The organism is Photobacterium sp. TLY01, from assembly GCF_021432065.1.
GTDB lineage: Bacteria > Pseudomonadota > Gammaproteobacteria > Enterobacterales > Vibrionaceae > Photobacterium > Photobacterium halotolerans_A.
In genome coordinates, this window is the sequence record NZ_CP090364.1 from 1,583,743 (window position 1) to 1,599,840 (window position 16,098).

17 protein-coding genes are annotated in these 16,098 nt (G+C 48.1%); 5 read left to right on the top strand and 12 right to left on the bottom strand.

The annotated features are described in order from the left end of the window. Window positions 1-194: 194 nt before the first annotated feature. From LN341_RS07685 to LN341_RS07705, 5 genes are all read left to right on the top strand, one after another. Window positions 195-1,001, top strand: a complete 807-nt coding sequence (locus LN341_RS07685) for a membrane protein (RefSeq protein WP_046221931.1) — start codon at window positions 195-197, stop codon at window positions 999-1,001. Further along, on the top strand, window positions 998-1,765 hold the full coding sequence (locus tag LN341_RS07690) for a glucosaminidase domain-containing protein (protein ID WP_234204678.1): 768 nt from the start codon (window positions 998-1,000) through the stop codon (window positions 1,763-1,765). Before LN341_RS07685 ends, LN341_RS07690 begins: the two co-directional genes overlap by 4 nt. Window positions 1,766-1,771: 6 nt before the next feature. Further along, window positions 1,772-2,437 carry a DUF2987 domain-containing protein gene (locus LN341_RS07695; RefSeq protein WP_234204680.1) on the top strand — a complete coding sequence of 222 codons (666 nt, stop codon included), beginning with the start codon at window positions 1,772-1,774 and terminating at the stop codon, window positions 2,435-2,437. Between the two features lie 152 nt (window positions 2,438-2,589). After that, window positions 2,590-2,994 (top strand): MbcA/ParS/Xre antitoxin family protein, encoded by a 405-nt coding sequence (locus LN341_RS07700; RefSeq protein ID WP_046221929.1) that lies wholly within the window; start codon window positions 2,590-2,592, stop codon window positions 2,992-2,994. 1 nt (window position 2,995) lies between these two features. Next, a complete protein-coding gene (locus tag LN341_RS07705; RefSeq protein WP_234204681.1) occupies window positions 2,996-3,682 on the top strand; it encodes an RES family NAD+ phosphorylase in 687 nt (228 codons plus the stop codon). 38 nt (window positions 3,683-3,720) lie between these two features. Here LN341_RS07705 and LN341_RS07710 read toward each other — a convergent pair whose 3' ends face one another. The 12 genes from LN341_RS07710 to ccoN form a co-directional block, all read right to left on the bottom strand. Beyond that, window positions 3,721-5,208, bottom strand: coding sequence for a carboxypeptidase M32 (locus LN341_RS07710; RefSeq protein WP_234204683.1), 1,488 nt, complete (start codon window positions 5,206-5,208; stop codon window positions 3,721-3,723). 484 nt (window positions 5,209-5,692) lie between these two features. Continuing rightward, window positions 5,693-6,622, bottom strand: a complete 930-nt coding sequence (ttcA, locus tag LN341_RS07715) for a tRNA 2-thiocytidine(32) synthetase TtcA (RefSeq protein ID WP_046221926.1) — start codon at window positions 6,620-6,622, stop codon at window positions 5,693-5,695. A 284-nt stretch (window positions 6,623-6,906) separates the two neighbouring features. Continuing rightward, window positions 6,907-7,845: a universal stress protein UspE gene (gene uspE / locus LN341_RS07720; RefSeq protein ID WP_046221925.1), complete on the bottom strand. Its 939-nt coding sequence runs from the start codon at window positions 7,843-7,845 to the stop codon at window positions 6,907-6,909. Between the two features lie 164 nt (window positions 7,846-8,009). After that, window positions 8,010-8,759 carry an FNR family transcription factor gene (locus tag LN341_RS07725; protein WP_046221924.1) on the bottom strand — a complete coding sequence of 250 codons (750 nt, stop codon included), beginning with the start codon at window positions 8,757-8,759 and terminating at the stop codon, window positions 8,010-8,012. Between the two features lie 75 nt (window positions 8,760-8,834). Then, window positions 8,835-9,512: a sulfite exporter TauE/SafE family protein gene (locus tag LN341_RS07730; RefSeq protein WP_234204686.1), complete on the bottom strand. Its 678-nt coding sequence runs from the start codon at window positions 9,510-9,512 to the stop codon at window positions 8,835-8,837. Further along, on the bottom strand, window positions 9,509-9,706 hold the full coding sequence (gene ccoS, locus LN341_RS07735; protein ID WP_234204688.1) for a cbb3-type cytochrome oxidase assembly protein CcoS: 198 nt from the start codon (window positions 9,704-9,706) through the stop codon (window positions 9,509-9,511). Before ccoS ends, LN341_RS07730 begins: the two co-directional genes overlap by 4 nt. Then, complete coding sequence (locus LN341_RS07740) at window positions 9,699-12,077, bottom strand: heavy metal translocating P-type ATPase (RefSeq protein ID WP_234204690.1); 2,379 nt, start codon at window positions 12,075-12,077, stop codon at window positions 9,699-9,701. Before LN341_RS07740 ends, ccoS begins: the two co-directional genes overlap by 8 nt. Beyond that, on the bottom strand, window positions 12,074-12,565 hold the full coding sequence (locus tag LN341_RS07745) for a FixH family protein (RefSeq protein ID WP_234204692.1): 492 nt from the start codon (window positions 12,563-12,565) through the stop codon (window positions 12,074-12,076). The genes LN341_RS07740 and LN341_RS07745 overlap by 4 nt, the downstream gene beginning before the upstream one ends. 120 nt (window positions 12,566-12,685) lie before the next feature. Then, window positions 12,686-13,663 carry a cytochrome-c oxidase, cbb3-type subunit III gene (gene ccoP, locus LN341_RS07750; RefSeq protein ID WP_234204702.1) on the bottom strand — a complete coding sequence of 326 codons (978 nt, stop codon included), beginning with the start codon at window positions 13,661-13,663 and terminating at the stop codon, window positions 12,686-12,688. Between the two features lie 2 nt (window positions 13,664-13,665). Continuing rightward, the gene (locus LN341_RS07755) at window positions 13,666-13,842 is read right to left on the bottom strand and encodes a CcoQ/FixQ family Cbb3-type cytochrome c oxidase assembly chaperone (protein WP_046221918.1); all 177 of its coding nucleotides are present in this window, start codon (window positions 13,840-13,842) and stop codon (window positions 13,666-13,668) included. 9 nt (window positions 13,843-13,851) lie between these two features. Beyond that, window positions 13,852-14,460 (bottom strand): cytochrome-c oxidase, cbb3-type subunit II, encoded by a 609-nt coding sequence (gene ccoO, locus LN341_RS07760; protein WP_046221917.1) that lies wholly within the window; start codon window positions 14,458-14,460, stop codon window positions 13,852-13,854. A 12-nt stretch (window positions 14,461-14,472) separates the two neighbouring features. Then, complete coding sequence (ccoN, locus tag LN341_RS07765) at window positions 14,473-15,900, bottom strand: cytochrome-c oxidase, cbb3-type subunit I (protein WP_046221916.1); 1,428 nt, start codon at window positions 15,898-15,900, stop codon at window positions 14,473-14,475. Window positions 15,901-16,098 lie beyond the last annotated feature (198 nt).

Genomic DNA, 16,098 nt, shown 5'->3' on the forward strand with positions numbered 1-16,098 from the left:
GAATTATGCTGAACTTAGATTGCAAATTGACTACTCAGCTTAGATGAAATCTGAACAAAACCCTAAATTGAATGATAAATTTCCATCTTTTTGCGGCATTGAAGCATTTTTTAACCATGACGCGATTTGTTTAGCGGAAACGGTAGCGTACAATCGGGCCTATTGTTCTAATTGAATGTGAATCAACTATCTGCATGAGTAATAAAAGTCTTCAGGTTGGCGGCTCAATCGAAAAGGCGCTGTCCGGTCAAGCAGACCTACAGTCTGTCGCTGTACTTCAGGAAGCCTGGAAGGTAACAGCAAAGCACTTTCTGACCTTTTTCCCAGCCATAGCAGGGCTGTTCTTGGCGCAACTTGCTCTGTTGCTGATCGCGCTGAAAGTACAACTGGGTAACCCGGCAATTTTCTTTGATGCCATTGTCAGCGGTGAAGGGATCACCCCCGATATCGTTGAAGCGGGTTTTATGGCTAATTTCTGGTCAGATGTTTTGAGTGCTCCCTTGTATGCCGGCGTCAGTCTGATGGCACTGAACCATGCGGTGGGTCTGCCAACCAAGCCGCGTTATTTGGTAAAAGGGTTTCCCTTTGCCGTGGTGTCTGTTGTCACAATGTTGCTGACTTCATCGTTGCAGGGCATTGGCAATGCATTGTTCCCGTTAATCGGGTTGTTTTTAACCATGGCTTTCAGCATGACGATTACTCTGGTGTGTGAAAAGCGTGTCAGCCCATTAAAAGCGATCCAATACTCTGTCGTGGCAACTTTCCGTAAAATATTGCCGCTATCGGCTATTTTTCTGGCGGTGCTGGTTTTGTTCTTTATCTCATTTGCGACTGCAGGCATCGGGTTGATCTGGACAATTCCTTTCTTCTTTAACGTAAAAGCCATTGTCTATCGCAATTTGTTCGGCATTACCTTGCAGGTAACCACAGTCGACAAAGGCGGTGACGGGCAAGATAAAGACAACAAAACAGAAGAAGAGAGTAAGGTATTTAACGCGTGATAAAAACTGTCAGACACATAGCTGTTGCCGGATGCACTTTTCTTTTTGTGGGCTGTGCTGAGCCGGAAAAGCAGGCTGCAGATGCCAAGGAAGAAGCCACCCGGCCAGATTTCAACGTCATGGAAGATGTAAACCAGAAGAAGCAATTATTTTTCAAATTCTTACGTCCGTTTGTGCAACATGAGAATGCCCGAGTCAGTGAGGAGCGTTCTTTCTTGCTGGCCATTCAAACCCAGTTGAAAGTCGGACAAGCTCTCAGTGCCGATGACCTCGATGAAGCCCGCCAGCTTGGTGATGCCTATAACCTTGAGCTGGGCGGTGACATTGTCACGGATTCATGGCTGGATGCTATGCTGGTTCGTGTGGACCGGATCCCTGAGGAACTGGTGCTGAGTCAGGCGGCAAATGAATCGGGCTGGGGTACGTCACGGTTTGCGGTCGAAGGTAATAATTACTTTGGTCAATGGTGTTACACCCAAGGCTGTGGTTTGGTTCCCAGTGCCAGAGGAGAGGGTGCCAAGCATGAAGTCGCCGTTTTCTCAGATGCTGCGCAGTCGGTTCATGCGTATTTTATGAATGTGAATCGAAACCGTGCTTATGCGGAGCTCCGGGATATCAGAGCGAACGAGCGTGCAGCAGGTCAACCTGTCACTGGGTTAAAGCTTGCGGAAGGGCTGCACCGATACTCTGAACGCGGTCAAGACTACGTGGATGAAATCCAGGGTATGATTCGTCATAACAAACAATTTTGGCAACAAGGCTAACCGTTGATGAGCACTTCTTTTATCAAATCCCTTCTTCTGAGTTTCTGTCTGCTCGCGATTTCCGGCCATGTCTGGGCGCAGAATATTGAGATGCGTTACAGCAACCTTTTCAGCAAATTGAAGCACAATATTGCAGAGTCTCACCCGGATGTCAGTATTGCCTTGTATCTGATCAATCAGCAAACCGGCGAAACCTGTACGGTTCATAAAGGCTGGATGCAGAAAGAGGAACATTACGAAGAGCTTGTGATTCCGACCGATAATGCGCTGACCATACCGCTAGATAATCATTTGCGGCAGGCGAACCCGGATGTCACTTTTGTGATTGATGATGACATCACTTGTGATGTATCGATGCAGGTTATTGCAAATTCATCCTTCGGGAAAACTATCAGGAAAGCGGATCTGGAGAGCCTGCTGCCACAAATGGACATACTCTTAAATGATTTGGGAGGGATGTTTTCATCCTGGTTTATGCCGGAAGTCAGCGGTGTCGTAATGCACTTCGCTACTGAACAGACAGGTGTGATCACGGTTTCTAACGATACCATCATCCCGATCGAGAAGGGGAAAGCGATTGTGGACGTGAAGCAACTCCCTGAAAATACTGTGTTGACATTACCATCTCCTGCGATTCGTATTACGCCCTGGCTGGAATCCACCTCAAACTAGCGGCGCTTCAATTCAGGGCTGAACGCTGTGTTGCTCAGTCCTGCTTTCTCTTCCATCGAACACTTGTTTGCGATCTCCGGCTTGTCACTTTTGTTCATTTATAGACTTGATGCTAAACTAAGTCCATAAATGAACAAGATGAGACGGTGATCATGAATACGCATACCGTGGCGGCGAATCAGCCCCTTGAACAAGCAGGTAATCAGGTACTGCCGGTTGTGTTTAATATTCTGGATAAGTGGCATTGCAGCCAGAATCAGCAGATGGCGCTGCTTGGGTTATCAAGCCGCTCAACACTGAACAAGTATCGCTCCAGCCCTGAATCAGCCAAGGTGTCCAAAGACTTGCTGGAGCGGATGAGCTACATCCTGAATATCCATAAATGCTTGCGTATTTTATTTACTCATGAAGACAGCGTGTACCAGTGGGTGCAAAAGCCGAATTCACACCCGTTTTTTGCCGGGCGAAGTGCGATGGAGGTGATGGGCCAGGGGAAGGTTGCCGATTTGTATGAAGTCGCTACACGTCTGAACGCCTGGCGCGGGGGACGCTCCTGACATGCCGAATGAATACACTCTCAAGCACTTCAGGGATCAGCCTTGCTATCGCTTAATTCCCTCGAAGTATCCGCCCATCAATTTGTATGAAGATGTCGCAGAGCCTGATCAGTTGGAAGCTGTCTTTGCTGTTGAAGCCCTGACCAACCCTCGTCTGGCTGAAGAAACCGGGTCGTTTGCTCGTGTACCGGTTGAGGAAAGGCTGGTTGGTATTCCTCATTGCAGCTATGTGATGGCTGCATTCACGCATGTAAACCCGGATGGGGGGCGCTTTAATACGGCAGACTTCGGGGCCTATTATGCGACAAGGGATATCAATACTGCGATCAAGGAAACGAGCTATCACATGGAGCGGATACTGGGCTATACCCAAGAGCCGCCACAGGATATTCAGATGAGAAGTATTCAGGCTTGGTTTACTGCCGCTTTGGTGGACTTTACGGAGAAGACACACCTGGATTCTGCACTTTATCATCCCACAAATTACGCGCATTCTCAGGCTGAGGCGATCATGTTGAAGGAAGGGAAACAAGACGGTGTCTTGTATCATTCAGTCCGCCATCAGGATCATGAATGCTTTGCGTTGTATAAACCCAATTTGGTCAGTAAGGTATGTCAGTCCAGCCATTACGTTTACAAATGGAATGGCAGTGCTATCAATACTGTACTGGAAATCAGTATGGTATAAAAAAGGGCCAAATGGCCCTTTATTACAATTGAGTCGCTTTAGTTTTCAAGATAGCGGCTTTCAAGGTGTGTTTTGAAATGATCTGGATTCAGTGTCTCGCCGGTTGCTTCTTTCAGCAGGTTTTCGGTAGAAAGGAAGCTGGCTTTTTTCCAGATATGCCTGTCTAACCAGTTGAAGATAGGCTGCAGGTTCCGTTCACGAATCAGGTTTTCCACATTCATTTCACGACGTATGGCCGCCATGAACTGAGCCGCATACATAGCACCCAGAGTATAAGACGGGAAATAGCCGAAGCTGCCGTCTGTCCAGTGAATATCCTGCATACAGCCGTCAGTAAAGTTTCCTTTGGTCGATAACCCCAGATATTCGGTCATCTTCTTGTCCCACAATTCAGGGATATCTGCTACTTCGATGTTGCCTTCAATCAAATCGCGTTCAATTTCGTAACGTAAAATGATGTGCGCTGGATAAGTCACTTCATCGGCATCGACTCGGATGTAACCAGGCTCTACCCGGGTACTGAACAAAGACAAGTTCTCAGTGCTCAGGGCATTGTCGTTATTGCGGTCAAAGGCTTCACGGGCTAACGGCGCGAGGATTTCAATAAAAGGCTTACTGCGCGACAACTGCATTTCAAAAAACAGGCTTTGCGATTCATGAATACCCATTGATCTTGCCTGACCTACAGGCAAACTATGCCACTGTTCAGGAAGTCCTTGCTCGTAACGGGCATGGCCAGTTTCGTGGATAACCCCCATCAGAGCACTGGTAAAGTCCTCTTCATCATACCGGGTGGTAATACGAACATCCGTCGGAACACCACCACAAAACGGGTGTGTGCTTACGTCTAGCCGACCATGTCTGAAATCGAAGCCCAACTTACCCATAATATCCAGACTCAATGCTTTCTGTTGGGCTATCGGGAAAGGACCTTTAGGGGTCATCACCTGATCACTGGCTTGTTTTACTCTGACCTGCTGAATTAACGAAGGCAGCCATGTCTTCACCTGAGCAAAAATGGCATCAATTTTTTCACAGGTCATGCCGGGTTCATACAGGTCCAACATCGCGTCATAACGGCTTAACCCTGTTGCTTCAGCCCGAATTTGCGCTTCTTCTCTTGCGAGCTGAACAACGGTTTCGAGGTTCTGGCTGAACTCATGCCAATTATTTTCTTTTCGTTGTGTTCGCCAGGCGTGTTCACACTTTGAACCGGCGAGTGATTTTTTCTCCACCAGATCAGCCGGCAGGATATTGTCAATCTGCCAGACTCGCTTCATTTCTTGCAGACTGATTTTTTGTTCTTTAGACAAGGGTTCGGCTTCGGCTTTTGCAAACCATTCAGCCAGGGAAGGTGCCGTTGCCAGTTCGTGATGAATCAGCGCAAGCTCAGCCATGGCTTCAGAGCGGGCTGCATTTCCGCCTTCTGGCATTTTGGCAGCTTGATCCCAGCTGCAGATAGCGGATAAGTGTGAAATTTTGGAGAGCTTTTTAGCGTGTTGCTCCAGTTTCTGATAGTAAGTCATTTTTAATCCTTTATATTGACTTAGTAGCGTGCAGAACGACTACAGACTTAATTGGACCTCACTCAGCTTCAGGTTCGCTTATACAATGTCAGAGGATGGAGATGTCACTCAAAATGAAGCTGCTCGTTAACCGATAGAAATCATTCATTGGAATTGCGGGTTATGAGCGAGAATCCATTTTGCGCAACAGATAACTGAGTCGAATCGCGGTACGTATTCCTGCGAGTACCTGAACGCATAAGTTTCTATAGTATGATACGGATAAAACTGCCATATACCAGACTGTTCTTAGCAAATTTTTTGGTTTTTTGTTAATAAATCTTTATGTGATGTGATGGTTTTGGCGTTGTTTTTAGTGTTTTTGACTGGTTTGGTTTTTCTTGGTGAGTAAGATGTGCAATATGTCTGATAGGTATTTCTCTCAGCGAAGATATTGAAGGGATGAAAAAAGCCGCAATGTTTGCGGCTTTGAAAGGTGTCAATATTAGTTAACCTGCAAGATATCCAGCTTTTCTCCCGGATCAAATTCACTCGTGCCGTCGCCAGAGACAGGTGAGCTTGGCAAGTCTTCTTTATCAAAAGCGATATCACCGCCGTTAATCGCACCTGAATCTTTGTCGATTGATTTGAAATCAAACAGGCTAAAATCAGCCAGGTGAGACGGTACGACGTTTTGCATCGCAGTAAACATTGTTTCAATGCGGCCCGGATACCGTTTATCCCAGTCGCGCAGCATTTCTTTGATCACCTGACGCTGAAGGTTTGGCTGCGAGCCACACAGATTACATGGGATGATCGGGAACGCTTTCATTTCAGTGTAACGTTCGATGTCTTTTTCACGGCAATAGGCAAGCGGGCGAATCACGACGTGCTCACCGTTATCTGAGACAAGCTTAGGTGGCATGCCTTTCATTTTTCCGCCGTAGAACATGTTCAGGAAAAGCGTTTCCAGCATGTCATCACGGTGGTGCCCCAGCGCAATCTTGGTCGCGCCCAGCTCTTTTGCGGTACGGTACAAAATACCACGACGCAGACGGGAGCAAAGAGAGCATGTCGTTTTACCTTCCGGCACTTTCTCTTTGACGATTGAATAAGTATCTTCATTCACAATCTTGTACGGAACACCAAGCGATTCAAGGTATTCAGGCAAGATATGTTCAGGGAAACCGGGCTGCTTCTGATCAAGGTTAACTGCAATCAGTTCAAAGCTGACAGGGGCACTGCGCTGCAGGCTGCTCAACATTTCCAGCATGGTATAGCTGTCTTTACCACCAGACAGGCAAACCATAATGCGATCACCATCTTCGATCATATTAAAGTCAGCAATTGCCTGGCCCGTATTGCGGCGCAGTTTCTTTTGCAGCTTGTCGAAGTTGTACTTCTGTGCCTTTGTAAGCTCTTGATTCTGAGTCATTGCATCTCTCTTTACGTCGATTCAATCATTCTGTTCACCGACGGTAATTTCACTGAGCACGAGGATAAAACTGTCTTGAATTATCATCGATAAAGGTTACCGCGAACTGGGTTTACTTCCTGTGCTCACGGTAAATTTCATGGCGGGTATGATACGGATTCCAGCGTCGGATGCCAGCGTGATTTTCATCTTAATTGATAATTAAGCTGGCAAATAACTGATTGCATGGTGAACAGCGTTGGAAAGCACGCCTGCGGGCTGAAGGCGTGCTTTGAAGGACTTAGTTATTGGTTTGGATCCAGAGGGCTGATGTAACCATCGGGCTTAAGGGCCAGTAAGTCGCAGTTAAGGCTGTCGATGGTGTGCTCTGCAGTATTGCCGATAAAGACAGCAGAAAGACCGGTCCGGCCTGTGGTACCGAGTATCACGAGTTCAGCATCTAATTCTTCTGCGACTTTTGGAATGACGTCTTCAGGCAACCCTTCGACAACATGGGTTTTTTCTGCATCAATACCGTGTTTTTGTCTGAGCGCTTTCATGGAAGTCAGATGGTGGCCACGTACCGCATCAGTGTAGGTTGCAGGATCAAATTCTGGTAACTCAATCGTGATGTTAACCGGGGTGGCAGGGTAGGCATTGACCAGATTGACTTCGGCAACCAGTACTTCTGCCATGTTCTTCGCTTCACTGATGATTTTATCGTTCAGCGCTTCGTGCGTATCACTCTCTGCCGCTAAGTTGACACAAGCCAGTACTTTACCGTTTTCAGGCCAGCTGTGTTCTTTCACCAAAAGCACAGGGCATGGACATTTACGTAATAAATGCCAGTCGGTCGGAGTAAAAATAACAGAGCCAATTTTGTCGTGTTTATGGGTGGCTTTTATCAGGAGATCGTGATGATGGCTGTATACCTCGGCGATAACCGCTTCATAGGGGCGATTGTGCCAGACAACAAGGATATCGATATCAACACCGGCGCTGACATGAGGGCGGATAATGTCTTTTAACCATTCTTCGCGCTGTTGGATCACCCCACGCCGCATGGCCTGTCGTTCATCCGACGAGAGCATGGATGTCATTTCGTAAGAAAAATCGTAAATGGCAAGGAATACAGTGATGTGAACATTCTCACTCTTTTCCGCGAGGTGTACTGCGCGTGACAAAGCCGGTTGGTTGTCTTGCAGTGGATCAGCCACTACGAGGATGTTTTTGTATGAGTTCATAACTGCCCCCTGTCTCAACGGAATCGCAATTGACCTGGTCTGAAAAACTGTTTGTATTCAGATTAGTATATTCACTGTAAAGGATTGCTGCGAGGAAATGGAGGACTTTGACGAGGAATTCGAGTAAAAGTTGATGGGCATCAAGCCCATCAACTTTGAGGCGATTATTTGCAATGATTTGCGCCAGCAAGTTCTGCCAACTGTTCACGATTTAAAACCGTAATGTACTTGCCCTGCACACCAATGATTTCAGATTTCTGGAAACGTCCCAACAGACGGCTGATGGTTTCAACAGTCAGTCCCAGGTAGTTACCAATATCGCCACGGGTCATGGTCAACCGGAACTCACGGGCTGAAAAACCACGCTCTGAGAAACGGCATGACAAATCATAAAGAAACGCTGCCAGCCGTTCCTCGGCATTTTTCTTGGAAAGCAGCAGGATCATATTCTGATCGCTTTTAATTTCACTGCTCATCAGACGCATGATTTGCTGTCTGAGTTTTGGCATTTTACCGGCAAGATCGTCCAGTGTTTCAAATGGAATCTCACAGACCATAGAGGTTTCGAGAGACTGGGCAAAACTCTGGTGCTTATGGTCGTTGATTGCGTCAAAACCCACTAAATCGCCTGCTAAATGAAAGGCGGTTATCTGCTCATCACCTTGCTCTGTGATGGTATAGGTTTTCACTGTGCCTGAACGAATCGCGTACAGCGCTTTCAGCTCGTCTCCGGCTTTAAACAATTCCTGTCCCTTATGGATAGGCTTTTTACGTTCAATAATGCTGTCGAGCTGATCTAACTCGTTTTCATTAAGCGTGAAGGGGATACAGAGCTGGCTGATACTGCAATCCTGACAGTGGATAGCGCATCCACCGGATTGAATACGTTTTGTGGCGATTTTATCTGAATTCATAAACTGTGGCCTGACCAAGTTCGGATACTTGGGTCACTTTATCACACTCTTATTCATAATGACGAGTATAAAACATTACGAAAACTGTGTGATTGCGACATAACCTGTGTGAATCCCGTATGCGAGCAATAGCAAAGCACTGGTTTTTTTAACTACCTGATTGGAAAGCCATTGTTTCAGTGTTTCTGCAAAGCTGCCAACTAACAGCATTGCTGGCAGGGTTCCCAGACCAAAGGCAAGCATAACACCGGCACCAGAAGCAGCATTTCCAGCGACCGCCGCCCAACTCAGCATCGAGTAAACTAATCCGCAGGGTAACCAACCCCATACCAGTCCAAACGGAAAGGCCGCGAGAGGCGATTTCAGCGGTAACATTGATTTAGCGAAAGGTGAGATGAAACGCCAAAGTGATTGGCCGAGCACTTCAATTTTAGTGACACCTTGCCACCATTGGCCTATGTACAAAGCGAGGAGAATCATCATCACTGCAGCAAAAATACGCAGGAAAAGGAGCGCTGTGCTCAATCCACTTAACGTTGCCATTCCTGCTACCGCGCCACCAATTACAGCGCCCGCTGCTGCGTAAGAAACCAGTCGCCCGGTGTTATAACAGAGCAGATAAGGAAAACGGCGGTTTTGCTGTTGGCCAGGCATGCCTAAAGTGATCGCGGCAGCGATACCGCCACACATCCCCAGACAATGGCCTGCACCCAGCAGGCCAATCACAAAGGCAGCGAAGAAATCTGTGCTCACTGTTTTTCCTTGCCTGTGTGATCATCATCCGTCTTGTCTTCGTTTTTTTTCTCTTCATTCTCATCGAACAGGATGTCGTACCCCTGTCTTTCGAGGTCTTCAAACTGTTCTGACTTGACTGCCCAGATAAAAATGGCAACAGCAATACAAACGAAGATAATCGCAATTGGGATGAGTAAATACAGGCTAGCCATCTTCTTTCAATAACCTCAGTGAATTAGAGACAACAATGATGGAGCTGGCTGACATACCGAATACAGCAATATAAGGGGCCACCAGGCCGGCAACAGCCAGAGGCAGAATAACAAGGTTATACCCTAATGCCCATGACAGATTTTCCCGGATGATCTGCTTGGTTTTCATTGCCAGGCGCCTGGCTTCCAGCACTCGGTTTAAATGGTCGCCCAGTAAAACCATATCTGCAGACGATTTCGCAACATCTGTTCCTCCGCCCATTGCAAGTGACAGATGGGCACCCGCCAGTACTGGCGCATCATTTACACCGTCACCAATCATCAGAGCCACCTGATCTTTGGCAAGGCTGTTGAGGTAGTCGAGTTTGCCTTGCGGGGTCGCCCCGCTAATCAGTTTGTCTACAGCAAGCGTTTTTGCCACGCGAGCGGCATTGTCGGAGTTATCGCCTGTGAGCATGGTGACCTGAATCCCTTCAGCCTGAAAGGCACTGATCAGGGATTGACTGTCGTGCCGGATAGGATCATCTAACTGAAAAGCGGCGACGGGGTTGCCGTTACAAGTCAGCCAAACCTGGAAGTCCTGATCCGGAGATGGGGCGCTTTCTCCGTTGAACGCAAAAGCCTGCTTCCCGATTCGCCATTCATTTCCTTCTCTCATGCCTTTGAGACCAAAGCCGATTTCGTTTTCAACCTCATCAAAGGAAAAGGTTGTGTTTCGATAACCAGAGAAAGCCCGGGCGATAGGATGGTTTGCAAAGCGTTCCAGCTCGGCAGCAATACTCAGGACGTCTGTTTCATCATAACTGTCGAAGCAGACTGTTTGGACGATTCTGACATTGCCTTCGGTTAAGGTGCCGGTTTTATCAATCACCAGTTGGTTCACATTACAGAGTGTTTCCAGCACGTGCCCGCGCCGGAGCAGAATGCCCAGACGGCCAAGACGCGAGGTCGCGCAAGTCAGCGCAGTTGGTGTCGCCAGTGACAAGGCGCAAGGGCAGGTGGCAACCAATACTGCTAAGGTAATCCATAAGGCATCTTCAGGCTTGACCTGGTGCCAGTAAAGCCAGGTCCCTGCCGCAATGATAAGGATCACCGCGACGAAATAGCGCGCGACCACGTCAGCAATTTCTGCAATTTTGGGCTTCGTTGCCTGAGCTTCATCCTGAAGACGAATGATGTTCGAAATAAGAGAGTGCTGGCGATCCTGAGTAACTTTTACGGTCAGGTTACCGTCACCGTTAATTGTGCCGGCATACACAGTATCATCTTTACCTCTTCGAACGGGCAGCGGCTCGCCGGTCAGCATGGATTCGTCGATCACACTGTTTCCAGAGACAATTATCCCATCGGCAGGCAGGCTTTCTCCGGGTAATACAGTGACAACGTCACCTGATTTCAGGCTTTTAGCTGCAATCTGGCGACCATCAGCCAGATTGGCCATCGCCGGAATCAATTTCAGCAGGTTGGCACTGGCTGCAGCTGCTTTACGCCGCGCCCGCATCTCAAGATAGCGGCCGATTAACAAAAAGAAGGTAAACATCGAAATGGATTCGAAGAACACTTCTCCTTTTTCTGTCACCGTGGCATAAAAACTGGCCACGTAAGCAAAGATAAGCGCAATCGAAACCGGGACATCCATGCCTAATGTGCGTGCTTTCAGGTTCCGCCAGGCATTGAGATAAAATGGCAGTGCCGAGTAGAGAAGCACAGGCGTGGCGAAAAGAAGGCTGACCCAACGGAAATAGTTGCGGAAGCTTTCATCCAGATCACCAAATACCTCAAAGTAGAGCGCCACTGCCAGCATCATCACTTGCATGCTGGCTAAGCCGGCGATCCCTAAACGGTACAGGTAGCTTTTCATTGTATTGTGGTAATGCTGCTCCTGGTTATCCGCCTCAAAAGGGGCCGCTTTGTAACCCAGGCGATGAATGGCGGATAAAAGAGTGCTGAGTTTCGTCTGTTCGGGGTTCCAGCTGAGCAGCGCACGGTGCGTGGCGGTATTGACGCGAATGTTAACCAGGCCTTTTTCGCGTTTGAGTTGTCTTTCAATTAACCATGCGCAGGCGGCACACGACACGCCCTCGAGTGACAATGTCACTTCATGTGTGTTGTCGCTGGTTCTGACAAAGTCTTGCTGTATCTCTTTGTTGTCGTACAGGGCAAGAGACTGCAGTTGCTGAGGAACCAGATCGGCTTTGTCTGCTGTTGCCGTCCGGTACTCGTAATAGGATGTCAAACCACTGTCGACTATGGTGCTTGCCACAGCGTGGCAGCCCGGGCAGCACATACTGCGCGCTTCTCCCAGGATATCGACCGTTAAATGGGTTTCGTGTGGGACAGGATCACCACAGTGGTAGCAAGAGGTTGTCATCCTTTGTTTTGTCCATACAGCTTGATCGGATCGGATGAGGGCAGGTTCAGACGGCCATTGAGCATCCATTCACCCTGAAATGGCTCGACTTCGACAAACCATGGGCCATCAATCGACTCTGGGGCTGTAAATCGGTAGCGGCCTTTTTGGTCCGGGCTGATCATTTGGGTAAAATCTTTTTCTGCTAACGTGCGGTGAGTAAAAAGCACTCGCAGGGTTGGAAAATCAGGTAATTCACCTTTATCCAGAGACAGGGTGATATCTTGCTGGATCACCTGGATATCGGCCTTGATTTTCAGGGCGTCGGCGACACGCAGTCGCGAAAAGTCCTGATTAATGCCTTTTCCTTTCTTGTAATAGTCTTCAGCAACCAGATCCACTTTGTTCTGAGAGAAAATATACAGCGCAGTCATGCTGTATGTAATGGATAAGGCTGGAATCGCAATTATGAACCAGGGCCAAAACTGCTTATACCATGGCTTTTGCATTGTGAATCCTTTTAGTATCTATAAAAAGAGCCCCTGATTTTAGCAGGGGCCCTATGACTTAGCTTCAGTGAAATTGTCAGCAAACGTCAACAATTAACTGATTCGTAACAGAAATCAGGATTACTGCTCGTTGTTGCTCAGGCCCCATACATAAGCAGAGATCAGCTGAATTTTTTCTTCGCCCAGGATGTTATCCCAAGCCGGCATAACACCCTGACGACCGTGAGTAATCGTATCAACAACTGCGCGGCGTGAGCCACCATACAGCCAGATATTATCCGTCAGGTCAGGCGCACCAAATGCAGGGTTACCTTTACCATCTGTACCATGACAGGCAGCACACACCACAAAGCGTTGTTTACCCGCAGCAGCCTCTTTGGCATTCACTTTACGGCCAGACAGACTCAGAGCGTAGCTCGTGACTTCTTGTACACCGTCTTCGCCCAGGGTGTCAATCCATGCAGGCATCGCACCTTTACGGCCATGCATCAGGGTGGTTTTGATGGTTTCAGGTTCACCGCCATACAACCAATCATTATCGGTCAGGTTAGGGAAGCCCTGCTGACCCCGAGCGTCAGAGCCGTGGCACTGAGCACAGTTTTGCAGGAACAAGCGCTGCCCGACACGGCGAGCATCCTGGTCGGCTGCAATTTCTTCGATTGGACGAAGGTTATTACCAGACTCGTCATAGGCAAGGGCTTTAAACAGCTCGCCATAAGCTTGTTCTGCATCACCCAACTCTTTGGCATACTGATCCAGCTCTTTCGATTGCTGAGCATTGGCAATTGATGCTTTTGACTCAGCAACAGTGCGAACTGTCTGATCTGAACTCTGCCAACCCAAAATACCTTTAAAGTTGCCCAGGCCTGGATACAGCGCCAGATATACCAAAGAAAAAACGATGGTTCCCCAGAACATATAAGACCACCACTTAGGCAGTGGGTTATTGATCTCGCGAATACCATCGTATTCGTGGCCCATGTCCTCACCTTCTTCTACACCCATTTTGTCCTTGCTACACCAAGCAAGAACGGCTGCAACTGCGGCCAGGGTGCCAAGCGTGATGACGATGATCCATACACTCCAAAACGTCGACATTCTTATTTGCTCCTGTCTTTTTCACGCGTGGCCACATCCTTCTCCTCGTCTGCGAATACCAGATTAGCAGCCTCTTCGAATTGGGATTTGCGGCGTTTACTGTAGGCCCAAAGGACAATACCAATAAAGCTACCGAACAGAATCACAGTCCAGATACTATGAATGGTTCCGATATCCATGGTGCCTCCTTATTTCATCGCGTGACCTAGAGACTGAAGGTAAGCAATAAGTGCGTCCATTTCAGTCTTGCCTTTCACATCATCACCTGCTTTCGCGATTTGTTCATCAGTGTAAGGTACACCGAACTTATCGCGGAATAAGGCAAGTTTCTTAGCGGTTATTTCGCCATCCAGTACATTCTGCTCCAGCCAAGGGAAGCCGGGCATATTAGATTCTGGTACGACATCGCGAGGATCGCGCAAGTGAACACGGTGCCATTCATCGGAATAACGACCGCCTACACGAGCCAGATCAGGACCTGTACGCTTAGAGCCCCACAGGAATGGATGCTCCCACACACTTTCACCCGCAACAGAATAATGGCCGTAACGTTCAGTCTCTGAACGGAATGGGCGAATCATCTGGCTGTGACAAACGTTACATCCTTCGCGGATATAAATGTCACGGCCTTCCATTTCCAGGGCAGTGTAAGGGCGCAGGTTTTCGACTGGCTCAGTCGTTTGATCCTGATAGATCAATGGCGTGATTTCTACCAGCGCACCCAAACTGATTGCAATCACAATCAGGATGGCCAGCAAACCAACATTTTTTTCAACAAGTTCGTGACGAAAGCTCATCAGTTTTACTCCTTATGCTGGTTGCTCTATGGCTTTTAAGCTGTCTTTCGGTGCGGCAATCGTTCTGTAGGCGTTGTAAGCCATCAGGAACATGCCGGTTACGAAGATCAAACCGCCACAGAAACGCACGAAGTAGAACGGATAAGACGCTTGCAGAGCTTCAACAAAGCTGTAGGTCAGGGTACCGTCGGTATTCACCGCACGCCACATCAGGCCTTGCATCACACCAGAAATCCACATAGCGACGATGTACAGAACCGTACCAATTGTGGCCAGCCAGAAATGCACGTTCACCAGTTTGATGGAGTACATACGCTCTTGACCGAACAGTTTTGGAATCAGGTGATACACCGAACCGATTGAAACCATGGCAACCCAGCCTAATGCACCGGAGTGAACGTGGCCGATTGTCCAATCGGTATAGTGGGACAGGGCGTTGACTGTCTTAATCGCCATCATCGGGCCTTCGAAAGTCGACATGCCGTAGAATGACAATGACACGACCAGGAAGCGCAGGATAGGGTCATAACGCAGTTTATGCCAAGCGCCAGAGAGTGTCATGATACCGTTAATCATACCACCCCAGGATGGCGCAAACAGTACCAGAGACATCACCATGCCCAGCGACTGAGTCCAGTCAGGCAGTGCGGTGTAGTGCAGGTGGTGCGGGCCAGCCCAGATGTACAGAGAGATCAGTGCCCAGAAGTGCACGATAGACAAACGATAGGAATAAACAGGACGGCCGGCTTGTTTCGGGACGAAGTAATACATCATACCCAGGAAACCAGCAGTAAGAAGGAAACCTACAGCGTTGTGTCCGTACCACCACTGAACCATGGCATCGACTGCACCAGAGTAAACAGAATACGATTTGGTCATTGAGACCGGAATCGCCATACTGTTAACAATGTGAAGAACGGCTACCGTCAGGATGAATGCACCGAAGAACCAGTTTGCCACATAAATGTGGGAGGTTTTTCGTTTAATCATTGTTCCGAAGAACACGACAGCATAGGAAACCCAGACCACGGCAATCAGTATATCGATTGGCCATTCCAGTTCAGCGTATTCTTTGCTGGTTGTATATCCCATTGGCAGGGTAATCACTGCGGATAGGATCACGGCTTGCCAGCCCCAGAAGGTGAACGACGCTAACTTGCCACCAAACAACGTGGTTTGACAGGTGCGCTGAACGACATAATAAGATGTCGCGAACAGTGCACTGGTACCGAATGCGAAGATCACTGCATTAGTATGCAGCGGACGCAGACGGCTGTATGTCAACCAAGGGGTGTCAAAGTTAAGTGCCGGCCAAACCAGCTGAGCGGCAATAAATACACCAACGCTCATTCCAACAATACCCCACAGTATGGTAGCCAGGGTAAATTGCCGAACGACCGTATAGTTGTAGTTTTGATCAAGCTGCTTTTCTTGGCTCATGTTGCATGCTTCCACTAAAAAATTTCAACTACACTCTTGTTTCTTTGCGAACAACTTCATTTCGCAATGCCACCCAAAGCTTAGACAAATCCTGTGTTGTTTTTATAAACAATTCGACACGGAAATTGCTATTTTGTTGTAAAAGTGGCATTTTCAGCACGCATAATACTTGAGATAAGAAATGATTGACAGTGTGAA